The organism is Pseudomonas sp. MH9.3 (assembly GCF_034354675.1).
GTDB lineage: Bacteria > Pseudomonadota > Gammaproteobacteria > Pseudomonadales > Pseudomonadaceae > Aquipseudomonas.
In genome coordinates this window covers 4,975,237-4,994,751 of record NZ_CP133785.1, presented here as the reverse complement: position 1 = coordinate 4,994,751, position 19,515 = coordinate 4,975,237, and the positions used below count along the sequence as shown (strand labels likewise).

Sequence of the window (19,515 nt, the reverse complement as noted above, 5' to 3'; positions counted from 1 at the left end):
TTTCGGCTGTGCGCAAGAGACTGAAACAGCGCCACGGGGTGAAATAAATCGCCCGGCGCTTTATAGTGGCCGACCTCCGTTTCATCAAGTAGCCGAGCCCCATGTCCGAGCCACGCAAGATCCTCGTCACCAGCGCCCTGCCCTATGCCAATGGTTCCATCCATCTTGGCCATATGCTTGAGTACATCCAGACCGATATGTGGGTGCGCTTCCAGAAGCATCGCGGCAACCAATGCATTTATGTCTGCGCCGACGACGCCCATGGTTCGGCCATCATGCTTCGCGCCGAAAAGGAAGGGATCACCCCGGAACAACTGATCGCCAACGTGCAGGCTGAACACAGCGCCGACTTTGCCGAGTTCCTGGTGGATTTCGACAACTTCCACTCGACCCACTCCGAAGAGAACCGTGAGCTGTCGAGCCAGATCTACACGCGACTGCGTGATGCCGGGCACATTGATACGCGCTCGATCACCCAGTATTTCGACCCGGAAAAGAAAATGTTCCTGGCCGACCGCTTCATCAAGGGCACCTGCCCGAAATGCGGCACCGATGACCAGTACGGCGATAACTGCGAGAAGTGCGGCGCCACCTACGCCCCCACTGACCTGAAGAATCCGAAGTCGGCCATCTCCGGCGCCACGCCGGTGCTCAAGGACTCGCAGCACTTCTTCTTCAAGCTTCCGGATTTCCAGGAGATGCTGCAGACCTGGACCCGCAGCGGCACCCTGCAGGATGCCGTCGCCAACAAGATCGCCGAATGGCTGGATGCCGGCCTGCAACAGTGGGACATTTCCCGCGATGCGCCGTATTTCGGCTTCGAGATTCCGGGCGAGCCGGGCAAGTATTTCTACGTGTGGCTGGACGCGCCAATCGGCTACATGGCCAGCTTCAAGAACCTGTGCGACCGTACGCCGGACCTGGACTTCGATGCCTTCTGGGCCAAAGACTCCACCGCCGAGTTGTACCACTTCATCGGCAAGGACATCGTCAACTTCCACGCCCTGTTCTGGCCGGCGATGCTCGAAGGCTCGGGTTATCGCAAGCCGACCGGCATTGCCGTACACGGCTACCTGACCGTCAATGGCCAGAAGATGTCCAAGTCCCGTGGCACCTTTATCAAGGCGCGCACCTACCTGGACCACCTGTCGCCGGAATACCTGCGCTACTACTACGCCTCCAAGCTGGGCCGTGGCGTCGACGACCTCGACTTGAACCTTGAGGACTTCGTACAGAAGGTCAACTCCGACCTGGTAGGCAAAGTCGTAAACATCGCCAGCCGTTGCGCCGGGTTCATCCACAAGGGCAACGCCGGTCTCATGGTGGCGGACAACGCCGCGCCGGAGCTGACCGAGGCTTTCCTGGCCGCTGCGCCAGGTATCGCCGACGCCTATGAAGCCCGTGACTTCGCCCGCGCCATGCGCGAGATCATGGGCCTGGCCGACCGCGCCAACGCGTGGATCGCCGACAAGGCGCCATGGTCGCTGAACAAGCAGGAAGGCAAAGAGGCTGAAGTGCAGGCAATCTGCGCCACCGGCGTCAATCTGTTCCGCCAGTTGGTGATCTTCCTCAAACCGGTGCTGCCGTTACTGGCGGCCGATGCCGAGGCGTTCCTCAACGTCGCGCCGTTGACCTGGAACGATCACGCCACACTGCTGGGTAATCATCAATTGAATGCGTTCAAACCCCTGATGACCCGCATCGACCCGGTGAAAGTCCAGGCCATGACCGACGCCTCGAAAGAAGACCTGATCGCCAGCCAGACCGACACGGGCGCATCTACCTCCGTAGGCAACGGCGAACTGGCCAAGGACCCGTTGTCACCGGAAATCGACTTCGACGCCTTTGACGCTGTGGACCTGCGTGTGGCACTGATTCTCAAGGCCGAAGCCGTGGAAGGTGCCGATAAACTGCTGCGTCTGACACTTGACCTGGGTGGCGAGCAGCGCAACGTGTTCTCCGGCATCAAGAGCGCGTACCCGGACCCGTCCAAGCTCGATGGGCGCCTGACCATGATGGTCGCCAACCTCAAGCCGCGCAAAATGAAGTTCGGCATCTCCGAAGGCATGGTGATGGCCGCCGGCCCTGGTGGTGAGGAAATCTACCTGCTGAGCCCGGACAGCGGCGCCAAGCCGGGACAGCGCATCAAGTAGTAATGACAGGTTTCAATGCATGAGCCTGATTCAACGTATCGACGCGCTGTTACCGCAGACCCAATGCGGCAAGTGCGGGCACCCGGGCTGCAGGCCTTACGCCGAGGGCATCGCTCTGGGGGAGGCGATCAACAAGTGCCCGCCCGGCGGACAGGAGACGATCGTCGGGCTTGCACACCTGCTGAATGTGCCGGTGCTGGATCTGGACACGGCCCGTGGCGAAGCCCCGGCACAGGTTGCCTATATCCGCGAAGCCGAGTGCATCGGGTGCACCAAATGCATTCAGGCGTGCCCGGTGGATGCCATTGTTGGCGCCGCAAAGCTGATGCACAGCGTGATCATCGATGAATGCACAGGCTGCGACCTGTGCGTGGCGCCCTGCCCGGTCGATTGCATCGACATGCGTCCCCTGACTACTGCCCTGCCGATTGTCGGCGACCTCGCGGCCAACGATCATCAACGCCATCTGCGCAGCATCAAGCGCGACCGGGCGCGGCGTCGCTTTGAACAACGCAACGCACGCCTGAAGCGGGAGGACACACACAGGATTGCCGAGCGCCTGGCGCGGGTCCAGCCGCCACTCCCTACCCCCCCAAAACCGATCGATGCCGCCGAGGCTGCCGTCAAGAAAGCCAAAGTCGGCGTCGCGATGAGTCGCGCACAGCTGCATAAATCCCTGAAGGCGTTCGGTCACCCGCCGACCTTTGAACAGCAGTCACAACTGATCATCCTGCAGCAGCACTTCGAGGCGGCGGAACGCATGCTGGCCGCACTGCTTGAAACCACCTCAACATCACGCTGACCGCCAGCAAGGAACACCCGCCCGATGAACGCCGCCAAACGCCTGGAAATTTTCCGCAGGCTTCACGAAGACAACCCGGAACCCAAGACCGAACTGGCCTACTCATCGCCATTCGAGTTGCTGATTGCGGTGATTCTCTCGGCGCAGTCCACGGACGTCGGCGTCAACAAGGCCACGGCCAGGCTGTATCCCGTCGCAAACACGCCGGCAGCGATCCATGCGCTGGGTGTTGAAGGTTTGTCCGAATACATCAAGACCATCGGCCTGTACAACAGCAAGGCAAAAAATGTGATTGCGACCTGCCGGATGCTGATGGAGCTGCATGGCGGTGAAGTGCCACAAACCCGCGAGGCCCTGGAAGCCCTCCCCGGCGTGGGACGCAAGACTGCCAACGTGGTGCTGAACACCGCGTTCCGGCAACTGACCATGGCGGTGGATACGCATATTTTTCGCGTCAGCAACCGCACCGGTATTGCCCGCGGAAAAAACGTGGTGGAAGTGGAAAAGCAGCTGATGAAATTTGTGCCAAGGCAATATCTGCTCGATTCCCATCATTGGCTGATCCTGCACGGTCGCTATGTCTGCCAGGCACGCAAGCCACGCTGCGGCAGCTGTCGCATCGAAGACCTGTGTGAATACAAGGAAAAAACCTCCGACGATTGAGCGATCATTGGTTTTATTGATTCGACGATTGAAAAAATCTTTTTTACCCGCCCGTGAATTATCGTTATAAGGAGCGCCAACGGCAGTCTTAGCCCGGAGTTAACCTTATGAGCGCTGGCGAAGAACAACTGGAAATGAGCGACGACCTCGTTGAGTCGGATGACGACGTGGTAGAGACGCCTGTGGTTGAGGTGGCCAAGACCAATTTGAGCAAACGCCGCACCATCGACAATCTCCTTGAAGAGCGACGTTTGAAAAAACAGTTGGCCGACTACGACTTCGACCTCTGATACAACCGAAAACGGCCAGAAGCCTCCCTTACGGAGGCTTTTTTCTGCCGGTATAGCGGGTCAATGCGTGCCTCAGACCAGCCCGTTGCGCTGGGCCAGTTCGATCAGGTCCACCAGTGAGCGCGCGTTGAGCTTGAGCAGCAGGCGCGTCTTGTAGGTACTGACGGTCTTGTTGCTGAGGAACATGCCGTCTGCAATTTCCTTGTTGGTCTTGCCGCGAGCCAATTGCTGCAACACCATCATCTCGCGCCCGGACAGGCGCTCGACCATGTCCGCCTCACTGGCGTTGCCGATGGTGGAGCGCACCGAGTTCAATGCCTGGTTCGGGAAATAGCTGTAGCCGGAAAGCACCGCTTTGATGGCACTCAGCAGCTCGGTCAGGTCCTGCTGCTTGCACACGTAACCCGCCGCCCCGGCCTGCATGCAGCGCATGGAGAAATGGCCAGGCGCCTGCGAGGTGAGCACCAGCACCTTGAACGGCGATGGCTGTTTGCTGGAAGACAGTCGGCAAATAACTTCCAGCCCGTCGAGCTGGGGAATTCCAATATCCAATATGACAATGTCCGGCATATGCTCCCGCGCAAGTTGCAACGCATCGACACCGTTATCGGTCTCTGCAACGACCTCATAACCATGACGTTCCATGAGCATACGCACAGCAAGACGAATCACGGGATGATCATCCACGATCAGCACTTTATTCATAAGAAAGTCCAATTTCGCTGTTCGAATTATTCAGAGCAAACACAATAGCCTAGTCGTTTCCTAGTTGGCATAGTGTTCCCCCCCGAGCAACAGCAAGCAGAGACCCAAGCCACAACGATATCGGAATCAGCCTACAAAAAAACAACAATGAGGGTGCATTCGACTTTATGCAGCCTTTCAGAACTTTCCGTTGCCCTACATATTTTGAGTGAAATACGCACCGATTAAAGGGGCGGCCGTAAACGTGGCGCACGCGACTTTCAGGAAATGCCTCTTGCTTGTGGCATTCACGAGATCGCACAGGTGAAAACACTCCCTCTGATTCAGTTCCATTCAACATAGGTGTCCACACCTTAAAATTCCTACAGAAATTTCAGCGCATTACATTCACGCTGTACTTCTTTGAGTGATTTTTCTGTAAGAAACAGTTCCTGCTCAGGTGTAAACAATTCATTCGTCCCTGTAGAGTTTCAGAACAGGAGGCGTAAATCAGGGGTGGCGTGTTTAATAGCAAACAATCTTAAACATAAGTAAACAGGATGTTCGCTCTACATTAATTCCGGGCAAAAAAAGGCCCCTTGAATAAGGGGCCTTTTTTCAGATCACCTGGAACACTCAGAACAGCTTGCGACCTTTATTGGCCGCGATGCGCATGCGCAGTGCGTTCAACTTGATGAAGCCCGCCGCGTCCGCCTGGTTATAGGCGCCGCCGTCTTCTTCAAAGGTGGCGATATTGGCGTCGAACAGCGACTCCTCGGACTTGCGACCCGTGACGATCACGTTGCCCTTGTACAGCTTCAGACGCACCACGCCATTCACGTGGGCCTGGGAGGCGTCGATCATCTGTTGCAGCATCAAACGCTCAGGACTCCACCAGTAGCCGGTGTAGATCAGGCTGGCGTACTTGGGCATCAGTTCGTCTTTGAGGTGAGCCACTTCGCGGTCCAGGGTGATGGACTCGATAGCGCGGTGGGCACGCAGCATGATGGTGCCGCCGGGTGTCTCGTAGCAGCCACGGGACTTCATGCCCACATAGCGGTTCTCGACGATGTCGAGACGGCCGATACCGTGCTCGCCGCCGATGCGGTTGAGGGTCGCCAGCACAGTGGCCGGGGTCATCTCGACGCCGTCCAGCGCGACGATGTCGCCGTTGCGGTAGGTCAGTTCCAGGTATTGCGGCTTGTCGGGAGCGTTCTCCGGGGAGACGGTCCACTTCCACATGTCTTCTTCGTGCTCGGTCCAGGTGTCTTCCAGCACGCCGCCTTCATAGGAGATGTGCAGCAGGTTGGCGTCCATCGAGTACGGGGACTTCTTCTTGCCGTGGCGCTCGATCGGGATTGCGTGCTTTTCAGCGTAATCCATCAGCTTTTCACGGGACAGCAGGTCCCATTCACGCCACGGTGCAATCACTTTCACACCTGGCTTGAGGGCGTAGGCGCCCAATTCGAAACGCACCTGGTCGTTGCCCTTGCCGGTCGCACCATGGGAAATGGCGTCGGCGCCGGTTTCGTTGGCGATTTCGATCAGGCGCTTGGCAATCAGCGGACGTGCGATGGAAGTACCCAGCAGGTACTCGCCTTCGTAGACGGTGTTGGCGCGAAACATCGGGAAGACGAAATCGCGGACGAACTCTTCGCGCAGGTCGTCAATGTAGATCTCTTTCACGCCCATGGCTTGCGCCTTGGCACGTGCCGGTTCGACCTCTTCGCCCTGACCCAGGTCAGCGGTGAAGGTCACCACTTCACAGTTATAAGTATCCTGCAGCCACTTGAGGATCACCGAAGTGTCCAGGCCGCCGGAATACGCGAGAACGACCTTGTTTACGTCGGCCATGCCATCACTCCACGGGGTTGTACGGAAAGGCGACGATTCTACCGATCAAAACCGTGAATTTACAGGGGCGCGACAGCAAATGAAGATAAAGCGACAGATTATGTCGACGGCGCGACCGAGGGTCGCACCTTATGAAGTGTGTGCCGGATTGCCTGGAGCGGTAGCTTGCGGTGCCGGTTTTTCGGGGGCCGCCACGCGTTCAAGCTGAATGTTCACACGACGGTTGCGCGCACGGTTGGCCGCGTTGGTGTTGGGCGCCAGCGGATAGCTTTCACCGTGGAATCGCAGGGTGATCTGCGACTCCGGGATGCCATTGGCCTTGAAGTAGTCCATCACCGCCAGGGCACGGCGGCGCGAGACGTCGCGGTTGGTCAGGCGATTGCCGCTGTTGTCGGAGTGACCGTTCAACTCCACATGGTTAACCGTGGGATCGGCTTTCAGGTACGCAAGAATCACCGACAGCTTCTGCCTGGCAGCAGAGTCCAGTTCAACGCCACCGCCAGGGAAGCCGACTTCGGTCTGTTTGACCTGGTCGTAATTCATCGGCAACAGCTTGGCGGTGCACACCTGATAGTCGTTGTAGGCCTTGTTGAATTTCACTGGCAACAGGCGAACCTCCGAGTAGCCGCCCTCGCGCCCGTAATGGCGCACAGTGGGGCTGCGCCCTTCCAGCAGGCCAGTGAACAGGCGCCCGGCCTGGGCCTGGGAACTGTTAAACAGCACATCGCCACTGCCGACCCGCACCGCGCCCAGATTGATATCGCCGCGCCCCGGCTGCCACGGTGCAGCGGCCGCCAGCAGCGTCGCCGAGCCTGCGCCGAGCGCACCGTTATAGGCTTTGAGGCGAAACGTCGCCTGCTCGCCGGCACGGCGCACGAACTCACCCGAGCCGAAATCGGTGATCGGCTGGGTCAGGCGGCACTCGAACTGATCGCCTTCCACCTTCCACTCAATGTTCTCCAGACGTGTCTGGAACGTGAGGGCCATTGCAGGCAGGCTGGCGAACACACTGAGCAGGGCTAGATAATGCTGGCGCACGGGCGGCTCCACTGGTTTCTACAACACATCAAGGCGTCATACGTCGTTAAGGCATACCCCCAGCTATCGGTCGCATCCTGCAAAACTTGATAGCGAGTGCCTGCAACAGTCTTTTCCGGTAGCATTCCCACCAGATTGACCCGCCTGGAATTCCCAATGTCCGACCGCCTGACCCTGCTGCGTCCCGACGACTGGCATATTCATCTTCGCGATGGTGCTGCGTTACCCCACACCGTGGCCGATGTCGCGCGCACGTTTGGCCGCGCCATCATCATGCCCAACCTGGTACCTCCGGTGCGCAATGCCGCGCAAGCCGACGCCTATCGCCAGCGCATCCTCGCTGCACGACCGGCCGGCAGCCACTTCGAACCGTTGATGGTGCTCTACCTCACCGACCGCACCCAGCCTGAAGAAATTCGCGAAGCCCGTGCCAGCGGTTTTGTGTACGCCGCCAAGCTGTATCCGGCGGGCGCCACCACCAACTCCGACTCCGGCGTGACCAGCATCGACAAGATTCTGCCGGCCATCGAAGCCATGGCAGAGGTCGGCATGCCATTGTTGATCCACGGTGAAGTCACCCGTGGCGACGTGGATGTGTTCGACCGCGAGAAGATCTTCATCGACGAGCACATGCGTCGCGTGGTCGAACTGTTCCCGACCCTCAAGGTGGTGTTCGAGCACATCACCACCGCTGATGCCGTGCAGTTCGTCACCGAAGCCTCGGAAAACGTCGGCGCGACCATCACCGCCCATCACCTGCTGTACAACCGCAACCACATGCTGGTGGGCGGGATTCGACCGCACTTCTATTGCCTGCCGATCCTCAAGCGCAACACCCACCAGGTCGCCTTGCTGGACGCCGCCACCAGTGGCAGCCCGAAGTTCTTCCTCGGCACCGACTCGGCGCCCCACGCCCAGCATGCCAAGGAAGCCGCCTGCGGCTGCGCCGGTTGCTACACCGCATTTGCTGCCATCGAGCTGTACGCCGAAGCTTTCGAACAACGCAATGCGCTGGACAAGCTCGAAGCGTTCGCCAGCCTCAATGGCCCGCGCTTTTACGGCCTGCCGGCCAATACCGACCGCATCACCCTGGTCCGCGAAGACTGGACCGCCCCTGCCAGCCTGCCGTTTGGCGAGCTGACCGTAATCCCGCTGCGCGCCGGTGAAACACTGCGCTGGCGCCTGCTGGAGGAAAGCAAGTGAGTGAAGACCATTACGACGACGAACACGAGCACAGCGGTGGCGGCTCCCGCCATCCGATGGCCGAGCGGTTTCGCGGCTATCTGCCGGTTGTCATCGACGTAGAGACCGGTGGCTTCAACTGCGCCACCGACGCCTTGCTGGAAATTGCCGCCACCACCATCGGCATGGATGAGCAGGGTTTCGTGTTTGCCGAACACACGCATTTCTTCCGCGTCGAGCCGTTCGAAGGCGCGAACATCGAAGCGGCCGCCCTGGAGTTCACCGGAATCAAGCTCGACCATCCGCTGCGCATGGCGGTCAGTGAAGAAGCGGCGCTGACCGATATCTTCCGTGGCGTACGCAAGGCATTGAAAGCCAATGGCTGCAAACGCGCGATCCTGGTTGGCCACAACAGCAGCTTCGACCTGGGCTTCCTCAACGCCGCCGTGGCGCGCCTGGACATGAAGCGTAACCCGTTTCACCCCTTCTCCAGCTTCGACACCGCCACGCTCGCCGGCCTGGCCTATGGTCAAACGGTATTGGCCAAGGCCTGCCAGGCCGCCGGTATCGACTTTGACGGCCGCGAGGCTCACTCGGCGCGCTACGACACCGAGAAGACCGCCGAGCTGTTCTGCGGCATCGTTAACCGCTGGAAGCAGATGGGCGGCTGGGAAGACTTCGGCGACTGAGACGGGTGGCAGCAAGCCCACTCCCGAAAAAGCCTTTTCCATGCATGCATAAAAAAACCGGCCCTCACAGGCCGGTTTTTTTGTACCTCGAATTCGGCTTACAGCTTGCCGGCGTTCTCGGTCAGGTAAGCCGCAACACCTTCGGTGGAAGCGGTCATGCCCTTGTCGCCTTTTTTCCAGTTGGCAGGGCAGACTTCACCGTGCTCTTCGTGGAACTGCAGCGCGTCGACCAGGCGGATCAGCTCTTCCATGTTACGCCCCAGCGGCAGATCGTTGATGATCTGCGAGCGCACAACGCCCTTGTCGTCGATCAGGAATGCGCCACGGAACGCCACGCCGCCTTCGGATTCAACGTCGTAGGCCTTGGCAATCTCGTGCTTCATGTCGGCAGCCATGGTGTATTTGACTTTGCCGATGCCGCCATCGTTGATGGCCGTGTTGCGCCACGCGTTGTGGGTGAAATGGGAGTCGATGGACACGGCAACCACTTCAACGTTGCGCGCCTTGAAATCGTCCATGCGGTGGTCCAGAGCGATCAGCTCGGACGGGCAGACGAAGGTGAAGTCCAAAGGGTAGAAGAACACCAGGCCGTATTTGCCTTTGATGGCTTCAGACAGCTTGAAGCTGTCTACGATTTCGCCATTGCCGAGCACGGCAGGTACGTCGAAATCCGGGGCTTGTTTGCCGACGAGTACGCTCATTGGGTATCTCCTGATGTTAAGGGTGAAGATTGAAGTAACAGGACCGGCCTTGAGTCTGCCGCGTTCAAGCGACAGAGCTGTGACGCAGTCACGCTTCGTGAAGACCGAGCATCATACACTGAAAAAACCGTTCGTCAGCGCGGGCGCCGCGCCGGGAAATACCCTGTGAATGTACTTTGACAATCATTCTCGTTAACATTAAGATCCAACGCATCCAAGCCTCACACCGCGATGGTTCTCCCTATGTATGTGTGCCTTTGTACTGGCGTCACCGACGGACAAATCCGCGAAGCAATCTATGAAGGTTGCTGCAGCTACAAGGAAGTGCGCGAAACCACCGGCGTTGCCAGCCAGTGTGGTAAATGTGCCTGCCTCGCCAAGCAAGTGGTACGGGAAACGCTGACCCAACTGCAGACAGCGCAGAGCGCGCTCCCCTACTCAGCAGAATTTACACACGCTTAAATAGGCTGTTTTAAAGAACCGGATCCGAAGTCCGGTTTTTTTATGCCTGTAATTCAATTAGTTAGCGCCAAGACGCGGAACACAAACATTCTTATTCCGATTAATTTTCATTTATTATTCAATAACTTAGGTTTGACACTAAGGTTTCCGCCGCTCAAACTCTGCCTCATACACAGCTATTACAGGGCAGGACCCCAGTCATGAAAGGCGACATCTCAGTCATCCAGCAACTCAACAAAATCCTTGCCAATGAACTGGTCGCGATCAATCAGTACTTTCTGCATGCCCGCATGTACGACGATTGGGGCCTGGAAAAGCTCGGCAAGCGCGAATACAAAGAGTCGATCAAGGCCATGAAGGACGCCGATGCGCTGATCAAGCGCATCCTGTTCCTGGAAGGTCTGCCGAACGTGCAGGACCTGGGCAAGCTGAACATCGGCGAACACACCCAGGAAATGCTCAACAGCGACCTGGGCTTTGAGCGCAAGAGCCACAGCGACCTCAAGGCTGCCATTGCCCACTGCGAAACCCACGGTGACTTCGGCAGCCGTGAGCTTCTGGAAGACATTCTGGAAGACCAGGAAGAGCACATCGACTGGCTGGAGACCCAACTGGGCCTGATCGTCAAAGTCAGCCTGGAGAATTACCTGCAGTCGCAGATGGGCGAATAACCCACACCACGCAGGTACAAAAAAGCCCCGCTCTCTTTCGAGAAGCGGGGCTTTTTATTGCGGGCCAATCAAGCGTCGGTCTTGGCCGCCGCATTGGCTGCTGCATCTTTGACCAGCGCCTGCAACGAACCGTCCGCTGCCATTTCAGTGATGATGTCACTGCCGCCGACCAGTTCGCCAGCTACCCACAGTTGCGGGAAGGTAGGCCAGTTGGCGTACTTGGGCAGGTTGGCGCGGATTTCAGGATTCTGCAGGATATCCACGTAGGCGAACTTCTCGCCGCACGCCATGATGGCCTGGGATGCCTTCGCGGAGAAACCGCACTGAGGCGCGTTCGGTGCACCTTTCATGTAAAGCAGGATGGTGTTGTTGGCAATCTGCTCTTTGATCGTTTCGATGATATCCATGGAACACCTCGGCTGGAACTTTGCGACTCACAGGTCGGCACGGTGGCGCATTGTAACGCAAAATCCCGGCACAATGCTCAGGCTCCTTATGCGGCCGCTACCTGCACCGGCACTCCGTTCAATGCGGCATTGCCGGACAATTCATCCAACTGCCGTTCGTCAGTCAAGTCATTGGCACTCGCTCCCGGCTGGCTGCTGGCGATTGTCATCCGCACGCCCGGGCGGCCATGGCCCCAACCGTGGGGCAGGCTGACCACCCCAGGCATCATCTCCAGACTGGCGAGCACTTCAACTTCGATCATGCCGATGCGCGAACTGACGCGCACGCGCTGGCCATCAGTCAACTGCCGGCTCGCCAGGTCCTCGGGGTGCATGTGCAACTGGTGCCGTGGCTTGCCCTTCACCAGCCGGTGATAGTTATGCATCCACGAATTGTTGCTGCGCACATGGCGACGGCCGATCAGCAGCAGCTCGTCAGCCACAGGCGCCGGTTGTGCCGCAAAGCGCACGAGGTCGGCAAGGATCACCGCCGGTGCTGCCTGCACCTTGCCATCCGCGGTTTTCAAGCGCGCAGCAAGGTTGGCCGCCAGTGGCCCCAGGTCCAGTCCATGGGGATGGTCCGCCAGCATCGCCACCGACAGCTTGTGACCGGATGCATCACCATAAGTCCCGGCGCGCAGGCCGGCATCGATCATCTGCGCCGGCGCCACCGTCGGCTTGAGCACCACGCCGGTCTGCGCGGCAAAGGCCTTGGCCAAACCGACAAAAATCTCCCAGTCATGCAGAGCGCCCGCCGGCTTGGGCAGGATCGCGCGATTGAAACGGGTGACGTTGCGCACCGCGAACATATTGAACGTGGTGTCGTAGTGATCATTCTCCAGCGCTGAAGTGGACGGCAGAATCAGATCGGCATAGCGCGTGGTCTCGTTGATATACAGGTCGACACTGACCATGAACTCCAGCCCCTCCAGCGCCTGCTCCAACTGGCGGCCATTGGGCGTGGACAGCACCGGGTTGCCCGCCACCGTCACCAGCGCGCGGACTTGCCCTTCGCCTGCAGTAAGCATCTCTTCCGCCAGGGCCGACACGGGTAATTCACCACCATACTCCGGACGCCCGGACACGCGGCTCTGCCAGCGATTGAAATGCCCGCCACCAGTGGACGCCACCAGGTCCACGGCCGGCGTGGTGCACAGCGCGCCGCCCACCCGGTCGAGATTGCCGGTCACCAGGTTGATCAACTGCACCAGCCAATGACACAGCGTGCCAAACGCCTGGGTCGACACCCCCATGCGCCCATAGCACACCGCTTTGTCCGCGGCGGCAAAATCACGCGCCAACTGACGGATCTGTTCAGCGGGCACGGCACACTGGCTGCTCATGGCCTCGGCGGTAAACCCGGCAATGGCGCGTCTCACCTCCTCAAGGCCGGCTACCGGCAAATGGCTGGTACGGGTCAGGTTCTCGGTAAACAGGGTGTTGAGCAGGCCGAACAGCAGCGCCGCGTCACCGCCAGGCCGCACGAACAGATGCTGGTCCGCTATCGCCGCCGTCTCGCTGCGCCGAGGGTCGACCACCACCACTTTGCCGCCCCGGGCCTGGATGGCCTTGAGGCGTTTTTCCACATCCGGCACGGTCATGATGCTGCCGTTGGAGGCCAACGGATTGCCACCGAGGATCAGCATGAAATCGGTGTGGTCGATGTCCGGGATCGGCAGCAACAGGCCGTGGCCGTACATCAGGTGGCTGGTGAGGTGATGGGGCAGTTGATCCACTGAGGTCGCGGAAAACCGATTGCGCGTCTTCAACAGCCCCAGGAAATAGTTACTGTGGGTCATCAGCCCATAATTGTGCACGCTCGGGTTTCCCTGGTAGACCGCCACCGCGTTCTGGCCATGACGCGCCTGAATGCCTGACAGACGTTCAGCCACCAGCGCGAAGGCATCTTCCCACGGGATCGGTTGCCATTGGCTGCCGACGCGCAGCATGGGCTGATGCAGGCGGTCCGGGTCATTCTGGATATCCTGCAACGCCACGGCCTTGGGGCAGATGTGCCCACGGCTGAAGCTGTCCTCGGCGTCGCCCTTGATGGACGTGATCGCCAGGCTGCCGTCGTCGGCCTGGGTGGTTTCCAGGGTCAGACCGCAAATGGCTTCACACAGATGGCAGGCACGGTGGTGGAGAGTCTTGGTCATGGCCAGTCTCTTTATAGGGGCTTTGGGGCAACTATGGGCCGCCGGGAACCTTGGCACCAGTAACCTTCGCGGCATGAATCGACTGGCATCAGGCCAGGCCATGGCCGAGAGCGTGAGCAAATGTTTCAACGGTGCACGCATCGTCGCAGAAAACCGACGCAGCCTGGCCTGGCCCCGCCGCCGCGCATTGCAAAAGGTTACGGCGCCAGTGTACAAATGGCCCGCTGCTGTCAGGAAGTTGTTTTCAAACGCGCATTGACGCCCCGCTGAACACCCTTAAAAACCGTAGCCCTATTGGTAAGACGCGACATTTAATTATAAGATCGCGCCTTCCCCTATTTCGTCGCCCCGTGCGGCTTTCGCCGCAGGTCTCGCCCGTTGTCACAATAAACAAGGCTTTGAGTATCTGCGGTCTGTTGCAAAAGGTAGTTAATGATGAGCGCTAGGCACTTTCTCTCCCTGATGGATTGCACGCCCGAAGAGCTGGTCGGCGTGATCCGTCGAGGCATTGAGCTTAAAGACCTGCGTAACCGCGGCGTACTGTTCGAGCCTTTGAAAAACCGCGTGCTCGGCATGATTTTCGAGAAGTCATCGACCCGCACCCGCGTGTCGTTCGAAGCCGGCATGATTCAACTGGGTGGCCAGGCCATCTTTTTGTCATCGCGCGATACGCAACTGGGCCGAGGCGAGACCGTCGCCGACAGCGCCATCGTCATGTCGAGCATGCTCGACGCCGTGATGATCCGTACCTTTGCCCACAGTACCGTGACCGAATTTTCCGCCAACTCGCGGGTGCCGGTGATCAACGGCCTGTCCGACGACCTGCACCCCTGCCAGTTGCTGGCCGACATGCAAACCTTTCTTGAGCATCGTGGCTCGATCCAGGGCAAGACCGTGGCCTGGATCGGCGATGGCAACAACATGTGCAACAGCTATATAGAAGCGGCGATCCAGTTCGACTTCCAGCTGCGTGTTGCCTGCCCTGAAGGCTACGAGCCTGACGCGCGCTTCCTCGAACAAGCCGGAAGCCGCGTCACCCTCGTGCGCGACCCGCGTGAAGCCGTGGCCGGCGCGCATCTGGTGAGCACCGACGTGTGGACCTCCATGGGTCAGGAAGAAGAAACCGCCAAGCGCCTGGCCCGGTTCGCGCCGTACCAGGTCACCCGCGCCCTGCTCGACCTGGCCGCGCCCGATGTGCTGTTCATGCATTGCCTGCCGGCGCACCGTGGCGAGGAAATCAGCCTCGACCTGCTCGACGATCAGCGCTCGGTGGCGTGGGACCAGGCCGAAAACCGCCTGCACGCGCAAAAGGCCCTGCTCGAATTTCTTGTGCCGCCGTCGTACCACCACGCATGAGCCAGCCCCTACTGCTGAACCTGCGCAATCTGGCATGCGGTTATCACGATCAACGGGTGGTGCAGAACCTCAATCTGCACCTCAATGCCGGCGATATCGGTTGCCTGCTCGGGTCCTCGGGTTGCGGCAAGACCACCACGCTGCGAGCGATTGCCGGGTTCGAACCGGTGCACGAAGGTGAGATCAGCCTGGCCGGTGAAGTCATCTCCAGCGCCGGTTTCACCCTGGCACCGGAGAAACGTCGTATCGGCATGGTGTTTCAGGACTACGCCCTGTTTCCCCACCTCAGCGTGGCCGACAACATTGCGTTCGGCATTCGCAAGCACCCGCACAAAGACCGCGTGGTTGCCGAACTGCTGGAACTGGTCAACCTGAAGAACCTGGGCAAGCGCTTCCCCCACGAACTCTCCGGCGGCCAGCAACAACGCGTCGCCCTCGCCCGCGCCCTGGCGCCGGAGCCGCAACTGCTGTTGCTCGATGAGCCCTTCTCCAACCTCGATGGCGAACTGCGGCGCAAGCTCAGCCATGAAGTGCGCGAGATTCTCAAGGCACGCGGCACCAGTGCGATCCTGGTCACCCATGATCAGGAAGAAGCGTTTGCCGTGAGCGATCAGGTGGGCGTGTTCAAGGAAGGCCGGCTGGAACAGTGGGATACGCCTTACAACCTTTATCACGAACCGCAGACCCCTTACGTCGCCAGCTTTATCGGCCAGGGTTACTTCATCCGTGGCCAATTGAGCTCGCCGGAGTCCGTGCACACCGAACTGGGTGAGCTGCGCGGCAACCGCGCCTACACCTGGCCTGCGGGGGGAGCGGTGGAGGTGTTGCTGCGTCCGGACGATATCGTCCATGCGCCGGACAGCGCCCTCAAAGCGCGGATTATCGGCAAGACTTTCCTCGGCGCCTCGACGCTCTACCGTCTGCAGTTGCCGACCGGTGCGCAGCTGGAATCGATTTTCCCCAGCCATGCGGACCATCAGGTGGGCGTGGATGTAGGCATTCGGGTTGCGGCAGAACATCTGGTGCTGTTTCAGGCAGCACGCTGAAAGTGCAAGGGAGCTTGCTCCCACCTTGGATTTTCAGTGCCCCGACATCATATTCTGCCAATCGGGGCGAAGGTGGCCTGAGTGTTTTCAGCCAGCGCCGAAGCTGTCAATTCCACTTCCAGCCCTCGCCTCCCCGCACTCACAAAAATCGTCTCGAGCGGCTGCGCCGTCACATCGATAAACGTGCGTAAGCGCTTTTTCTGCCCCAACGGACTGATCCCCCCCAGCAAATAGCCAGTAGCGCGCTGCGCCGCCGCCGGGTCGGCCATTTCGACTTTTTTCGCGCCCGCCGCCTGCGCCAGGGCCTTGAGGTCCAGGCTTCCGACGACCGGCACCACCGCCACCAGCAACTCACCCTTTTCAGTGCTGGCCAGCAGGGTCTTGAACACCCGCGCCGGGTCGAGGCCCAATTTTTCTGCGGCCTCCAGACCATATGACGCCGACTTGGGATCGTGCTCGTAACTGTGGATGCGATGTTCGGCGCGAACTTTCTTCAGCAGGTCCAATGCGGGGGTCATGATGTCTCCGGTCAGGCAAACAGATGGCCGATGTTAAGCCAAGCCCACGTAAAACGCTCTAGCGTGGGCCACGCTTGCCCTAATAAATGCTGTCACAAGCATGATCATTCATCAGACCAATAGTTGGAAAATGACTGACAGTTCACTTTCGACCTTTGACAGCCGTCATTCTTGTCTATATTTTTTCGTTTCCGAATGCTGTAGGAATGGTTTCCGCAGTATTCAAGCAGTAAGCCGTGGCGTGGATGGGGATCCTCGTCATTGGTGAAAATCGCGCAAGGCCCAACGAGGCCGTACGCCAGACAAGAACAACAAATGAGGTTTTCCATGACAACTGCTCTTCAACAGCCTTCACTTTCGAGCCAATGCATGGCCGAATTCCTCGGCACCGCGCTGCTCATCTTCTTCGGTACCGGTTGCGTCGCTGCGCTCAAGGTCGCAGGTGCCAGCTTCGGTTTATGGGAAATCAGCATCATCTGGGGGATCGGCGTCAGCATGGCGATCTACCTCACCGCCGGTATTTCCGGGGCCCACCTCAACCCGGCGGTCAGCATCGCCCTGTGCCTGTTTGCCGATTTCGAAAAGCGCAAACTGCCTTTCTATATCCTCGCCCAGGTCGCCGGCGCCTTCTGTTCCGCGGCGCTGGTGTACACGCTCTACAGCAACCTGTTTTTCGATTACGAACAAACCCACCATTTGGTGCGCGGCACCCAAGCCAGCCTGGAATTGGCCTCGGTGTTCTCCACCTACCCCCATGCCCTGTTGAGCACGGCCCAGGCGTTCCTGGTGGAGATGGTCATCACCGCCATCCTGATGGGCGTGATCATGGCCCTGACCGACGACAACAACGGGCTGCCACGCGGCCCCCTTGCCCCCCTGCTGATCGGCCTGCTGATTGCGGTGATCGGCAGCGCCATGGGCCCGCTGACCGGCTTTGCGATGAACCCGGCGCGGGATTTCGGGCCCAAGCTGATGACCTTTTTCGCCGGCTGGGGTGAAATAGCCTTCACCGGCGGTCGCGACATTCCCTATTTCCTGGTGCCGATTTTCGCGCCGATTGTCGGCGCATGCCTGGGTGCTGCGGCCTACCGCGGGCTGATCGCCCGTCACCTGCCGAGCGCCGTCCCTGCTGTAGCTGAAACACCTGACACGGCTGTCAACGGCAACACGCGTATTTCCTGAAAGCGCCGGCCTGGTCCCCTGCCCTTTGCGGCCCAGGCTGACTTCCGACTTCCCTTTTTCGTACAAGGCAATCGACATGACCGACATTCAGAATAAGAACTACATCATTGCCCTCGACCAGGGCACCACCAGTTCGCGAGCGATCATCTTCGATCGTGACGCCAACGTGGTGTGCACCGCCCAGCGCGAGTTCACCCAGCATTACCCGCAAGCCGGCTGGGTTGAGCATGACCCGATGGAAATTTTTGCCACCCAGAGCGCGGTGATGGTCGAAGCCCTGGCACAGGCCGGCCTGCACCATGACCAGGTCGCCGCCATCGGTATCACCAACCAGCGTGAAACCACCGTGGTGTGGGACAAGAACACCGGCCGCCCGATCTACAACGCCATCGTCTGGCAGTGCCGCCGCAGCACCGAGATCTGCCAGCAGCTCAAGCGCGAAGGCCACGAGCAATACATCAACGACGCCACCGGCCTGGTCACCGACCCGTACTTCTCCGGCACCAAGCTCAAGTGGATCCTCGACAACGTTGAAGGCAGCCGCGAGCGTGCGCGCAACGGCGAACTGCTGTTCGGCACCATCGACAGCTGGCTGATCTGGAAATTTACCGGCGGCAAAACCCACGTCACCGACTACACCAACGCCTCGCGCACCATGCTCTTCAACATCCACACCCTGGAGTGGGACGCGAAGATGCTGGAGATTCTCGACGTACCGCGCGAGATGCTGCCGGAAGTGAAATCGTCGTCGGAAATCTATGGCCGCACCAAAAGCGGCATCGCCATCGGCGGCATCGCCGGTGACCAGCAAGCGGCGCTGTTCGGCCAGATGTGTGTGGAGCCCGGCCAGGCCAAGAACACCTACGGCACCGGCTGCTTCCTGCTGATGAACACCGGCGACAAGGCGGTCAAATCCAAGCACGGCATGCTCACCACCATCGCCTGCGGCCCGCGTGGCGAAGTGGCTTACGCCCTCGAAGGCGCTGTGTTCAACGGCGGCTCGACCGTGCAATGGCTGCGTGATGAACTGAAAATCATCGCCGACGCCACCGACACCGAATACTTTGCCGGCAAGGTCAAGGACAGCAACGGCGTGTACCTGGTGCCCGCCTTCACCGGCCTGGGCGCGCCGTACTGGGACCCGTATGCCCGTGGCGCACTGTTCGGCCTGACCCGTGGCGTACGCGTGGACCACATCATTCGTGCAGCCCTCGAGTCGATTGCCTACCAGACCCGCGACGTGCTCGACGCCATGCAGCAGGACTCGGGCGAACGCCTCAAGGCCCTGCGCGTGGACGGTGGCGCAGTGGCCAACAACTTCCTGATGCAGTTCCAGGCCGACATCCTCGGCACCCAGGTGGAGCGCCCGCAAATGCGTGAAACCACGGCTCTGGGCGCCGCTTACCTGGCGGGCCTGGCCTGCGGTTTCTGGAGCAGCCTGGACGAACTGCGCGGCAAGGCGGTGATCGAACGCGAATTCGAACCGCAACTGGATGAAGCCGCCAAAGAGAAACTCTACGCCGGCTGGCAGAAAGCGGTAAGCCGCACCCGCGACTGGGAGCCGCACGAAGGCGCCGAATAAGCCAAGCGCCGGTCCCTCTTGGGGTTGTAACTGGCAGGGA

19 protein-coding genes are annotated in these 19,515 nt (G+C 59.7%); 12 read left to right on the top strand and 7 right to left on the bottom strand.

The genetic code is table 11. The features are described 5' to 3' along the window. The first annotated feature begins 101 nt into the window (after positions 1 to 101). The 4 genes from metG (at position 102) to RHM60_RS22135 (ending at position 3,908) form a co-directional block, all read left to right on the top strand. A complete protein-coding gene (metG, locus tag RHM60_RS22150) occupies positions 102 to 2,153 on the top strand; it encodes a methionine--tRNA ligase (RefSeq protein ID WP_322212798.1) in 2,052 nt (683 codons plus the stop codon). 19 nt (positions 2,154 to 2,172) lie between these two features. Then, positions 2,173 to 2,955: an electron transport complex subunit RsxB gene (gene rsxB, locus RHM60_RS22145; RefSeq protein ID WP_416195151.1), complete on the top strand. Its 783-nt coding sequence runs from the start codon at positions 2,173 to 2,175 to the stop codon at positions 2,953 to 2,955. Positions 2,956 to 2,979: 24 nt separating this feature from the next. Continuing rightward, positions 2,980 to 3,618: an endonuclease III gene (gene nth, locus RHM60_RS22140; protein WP_209989289.1), complete on the top strand. Its 639-nt coding sequence runs from the start codon at positions 2,980 to 2,982 to the stop codon at positions 3,616 to 3,618. 134 nt (positions 3,619 to 3,752) lie between these two features. After that, positions 3,753 to 3,908 (top strand): PA3496 family putative envelope integrity protein, encoded by a 156-nt coding sequence (locus RHM60_RS22135; protein ID WP_373460609.1) that lies wholly within the window; start codon positions 3,753 to 3,755, stop codon positions 3,906 to 3,908. A 72-nt stretch (positions 3,909 to 3,980) separates the two neighbouring features. On the opposite strand, the gene RHM60_RS22130 is transcribed toward RHM60_RS22135, so the two are convergent. The 3 genes from RHM60_RS22130 to RHM60_RS22120 form a co-directional block, all read right to left on the bottom strand. Further along, positions 3,981 to 4,613: a response regulator transcription factor gene (locus tag RHM60_RS22130; RefSeq protein ID WP_003231407.1), complete on the bottom strand. Its 633-nt coding sequence runs from the start codon at positions 4,611 to 4,613 to the stop codon at positions 3,981 to 3,983. 615 nt (positions 4,614 to 5,228) lie between these two features. Continuing rightward, positions 5,229 to 6,446, bottom strand: coding sequence for an argininosuccinate synthase (locus RHM60_RS22125; protein ID WP_209989284.1), 1,218 nt, complete (start codon positions 6,444 to 6,446; stop codon positions 5,229 to 5,231). 129 nt (positions 6,447 to 6,575) lie between these two features. Continuing rightward, on the bottom strand, positions 6,576 to 7,484 hold the full coding sequence (locus tag RHM60_RS22120) for a flagellar protein MotY (protein ID WP_209989281.1): 909 nt from the start codon (positions 7,482 to 7,484) through the stop codon (positions 6,576 to 6,578). Between the two features lie 156 nt (positions 7,485 to 7,640). On the opposite strand from RHM60_RS22120, the gene pyrC reads away from it, so the two are divergent. Next, on the top strand, positions 7,641 to 8,687 hold the full coding sequence (gene pyrC, locus RHM60_RS22115; RefSeq protein WP_209989279.1) for a dihydroorotase: 1,047 nt from the start codon (positions 7,641 to 7,643) through the stop codon (positions 8,685 to 8,687). Next, positions 8,684 to 9,355 carry a ribonuclease T gene (gene rnt, locus RHM60_RS22110; protein ID WP_003231417.1) on the top strand — a complete coding sequence of 224 codons (672 nt, stop codon included), beginning with the start codon at positions 8,684 to 8,686 and terminating at the stop codon, positions 9,353 to 9,355. The genes pyrC and rnt overlap by 4 nt, the downstream gene beginning before the upstream one ends. A 98-nt stretch (positions 9,356 to 9,453) precedes the next feature. Here the strand turns inward: rnt and RHM60_RS22105 are convergent, their stop codons facing one another. Further along, the gene (locus tag RHM60_RS22105; RefSeq protein ID WP_003231418.1) at positions 9,454 to 10,056 is read right to left on the bottom strand and encodes a peroxiredoxin; all 603 of its coding nucleotides are present in this window, start codon (positions 10,054 to 10,056) and stop codon (positions 9,454 to 9,456) included. Between the two features lie 243 nt (positions 10,057 to 10,299). Here RHM60_RS22105 and RHM60_RS22100 point away from each other — a divergent pair, with 243 nt between their 5' ends. Together RHM60_RS22100 and bfr are read left to right on the top strand one after the other, a co-directional pair. After that, positions 10,300 to 10,518: a bacterioferritin-associated ferredoxin gene (locus RHM60_RS22100; RefSeq protein ID WP_078047118.1), complete on the top strand. Its 219-nt coding sequence runs from the start codon at positions 10,300 to 10,302 to the stop codon at positions 10,516 to 10,518. Between the two features lie 200 nt (positions 10,519 to 10,718). Continuing rightward, a complete protein-coding gene (gene bfr, locus RHM60_RS22095) occupies positions 10,719 to 11,189 on the top strand; it encodes a bacterioferritin (protein ID WP_003231421.1) in 471 nt (156 codons plus the stop codon). 68 nt (positions 11,190 to 11,257) lie between these two features. On the opposite strand, the gene grxD is transcribed toward bfr, so the two are convergent. Together grxD and RHM60_RS22085 are read right to left on the bottom strand one after the other, a co-directional pair. Next, positions 11,258 to 11,596 carry a Grx4 family monothiol glutaredoxin gene (gene grxD / locus RHM60_RS22090; protein WP_057007688.1) on the bottom strand — a complete coding sequence of 113 codons (339 nt, stop codon included), beginning with the start codon at positions 11,594 to 11,596 and terminating at the stop codon, positions 11,258 to 11,260. Between the two features lie 86 nt (positions 11,597 to 11,682). Next, on the bottom strand, positions 11,683 to 13,791 hold the full coding sequence (locus RHM60_RS22085; protein ID WP_322212797.1) for a molybdopterin oxidoreductase family protein: 2,109 nt from the start codon (positions 13,789 to 13,791) through the stop codon (positions 11,683 to 11,685). Positions 13,792 to 14,226: 435 nt separating this feature from the next. On the opposite strand from RHM60_RS22085, the gene argF reads away from it, so the two are divergent. Both argF and RHM60_RS22075 read left to right on the top strand, forming a co-directional pair. Further along, positions 14,227 to 15,147, top strand: coding sequence for an ornithine carbamoyltransferase (argF, locus tag RHM60_RS22080; protein WP_003231428.1), 921 nt, complete (start codon positions 14,227 to 14,229; stop codon positions 15,145 to 15,147). Then, the gene (locus RHM60_RS22075) at positions 15,144 to 16,193 is read left to right on the top strand and encodes an ABC transporter ATP-binding protein (protein ID WP_209989263.1); all 1,050 of its coding nucleotides are present in this window, start codon (positions 15,144 to 15,146) and stop codon (positions 16,191 to 16,193) included. The genes argF and RHM60_RS22075 overlap by 4 nt, the downstream gene beginning before the upstream one ends. Positions 16,194 to 16,240: 47 nt before the next feature. On the opposite strand, the gene ybaK is transcribed toward RHM60_RS22075, so the two are convergent. Next, positions 16,241 to 16,711: a Cys-tRNA(Pro) deacylase gene (ybaK, locus tag RHM60_RS22070; protein ID WP_231423652.1), complete on the bottom strand. Its 471-nt coding sequence runs from the start codon at positions 16,709 to 16,711 to the stop codon at positions 16,241 to 16,243. Between the two features lie 327 nt (positions 16,712 to 17,038). Between ybaK and RHM60_RS22065 the strand changes: the two genes are divergently transcribed. Both RHM60_RS22065 and glpK read left to right on the top strand, forming a co-directional pair. Then, positions 17,039 to 17,893: an MIP/aquaporin family protein gene (locus RHM60_RS22065; protein ID WP_209989257.1), complete on the top strand. Its 855-nt coding sequence runs from the start codon at positions 17,039 to 17,041 to the stop codon at positions 17,891 to 17,893. Between the two features lie 76 nt (positions 17,894 to 17,969). After that, a complete protein-coding gene (gene glpK / locus RHM60_RS22060; protein ID WP_322212796.1) occupies positions 17,970 to 19,475 on the top strand; it encodes a glycerol kinase GlpK in 1,506 nt (501 codons plus the stop codon). The last annotated feature ends 40 nt before the right edge of the window (positions 19,476 to 19,515 follow it).

Excerpts from the sequence above, each read along its gene's own strand:
- argF (WP_003231428.1), top strand. The coding sequence starts at position 14,227 with ATGAGCGCTAGGCACTTTCTCTCCCTGATGGATTGCACGCCCGAAGAG.
- RHM60_RS22125 (WP_209989284.1), bottom strand. The coding sequence starts at position 6,446 with ATGGCCGACGTAAACAAGGTCGTTCTCGCGTATTCCGGCGGCCTGGAC.
- RHM60_RS22075 (WP_209989263.1), top strand. The coding sequence starts at position 15,144 with ATGAGCCAGCCCCTACTGCTGAACCTGCGCAATCTGGCATGCGGTTAT.
- metG (WP_322212798.1), top strand. The coding sequence starts at position 102 with ATGTCCGAGCCACGCAAGATCCTCGTCACCAGCGCCCTGCCCTATGCC.
- RHM60_RS22105 (WP_003231418.1), bottom strand. The coding sequence starts at position 10,056 with ATGAGCGTACTCGTCGGCAAACAAGCCCCGGATTTCGACGTACCTGCC.
- ybaK (WP_231423652.1), bottom strand. The coding sequence starts at position 16,711 with ATGACCCCCGCATTGGACCTGCTGAAGAAAGTTCGCGCCGAACATCGC.
- rsxB (WP_416195151.1), top strand. The coding sequence starts at position 2,173 with ATGAGCCTGATTCAACGTATCGACGCGCTGTTACCGCAGACCCAATGC.
- nth (WP_209989289.1), top strand. The coding sequence starts at position 2,980 with ATGAACGCCGCCAAACGCCTGGAAATTTTCCGCAGGCTTCACGAAGAC.
- RHM60_RS22135 (WP_373460609.1), top strand. The coding sequence starts at position 3,753 with ATGAGCGACGACCTCGTTGAGTCGGATGACGACGTGGTAGAGACGCCT.
- grxD (WP_057007688.1), bottom strand. The coding sequence starts at position 11,596 with ATGGATATCATCGAAACGATCAAAGAGCAGATTGCCAACAACACCATC.
- bfr (WP_003231421.1), top strand. The coding sequence starts at position 10,719 with ATGAAAGGCGACATCTCAGTCATCCAGCAACTCAACAAAATCCTTGCC.
- RHM60_RS22100 (WP_078047118.1), top strand. The coding sequence starts at position 10,300 with ATGTATGTGTGCCTTTGTACTGGCGTCACCGACGGACAAATCCGCGAA.
- RHM60_RS22085 (WP_322212797.1), bottom strand. The coding sequence starts at position 13,791 with ATGACCAAGACTCTCCACCACCGTGCCTGCCATCTGTGTGAAGCCATT.
- RHM60_RS22130 (WP_003231407.1), bottom strand. The coding sequence starts at position 4,613 with ATGAATAAAGTGCTGATCGTGGATGATCATCCCGTGATTCGTCTTGCT.
- glpK (WP_322212796.1), top strand. The coding sequence starts at position 17,970 with ATGACCGACATTCAGAATAAGAACTACATCATTGCCCTCGACCAGGGC.
- RHM60_RS22065 (WP_209989257.1), top strand. The coding sequence starts at position 17,039 with ATGACAACTGCTCTTCAACAGCCTTCACTTTCGAGCCAATGCATGGCC.
- pyrC (WP_209989279.1), top strand. The coding sequence starts at position 7,641 with ATGTCCGACCGCCTGACCCTGCTGCGTCCCGACGACTGGCATATTCAT.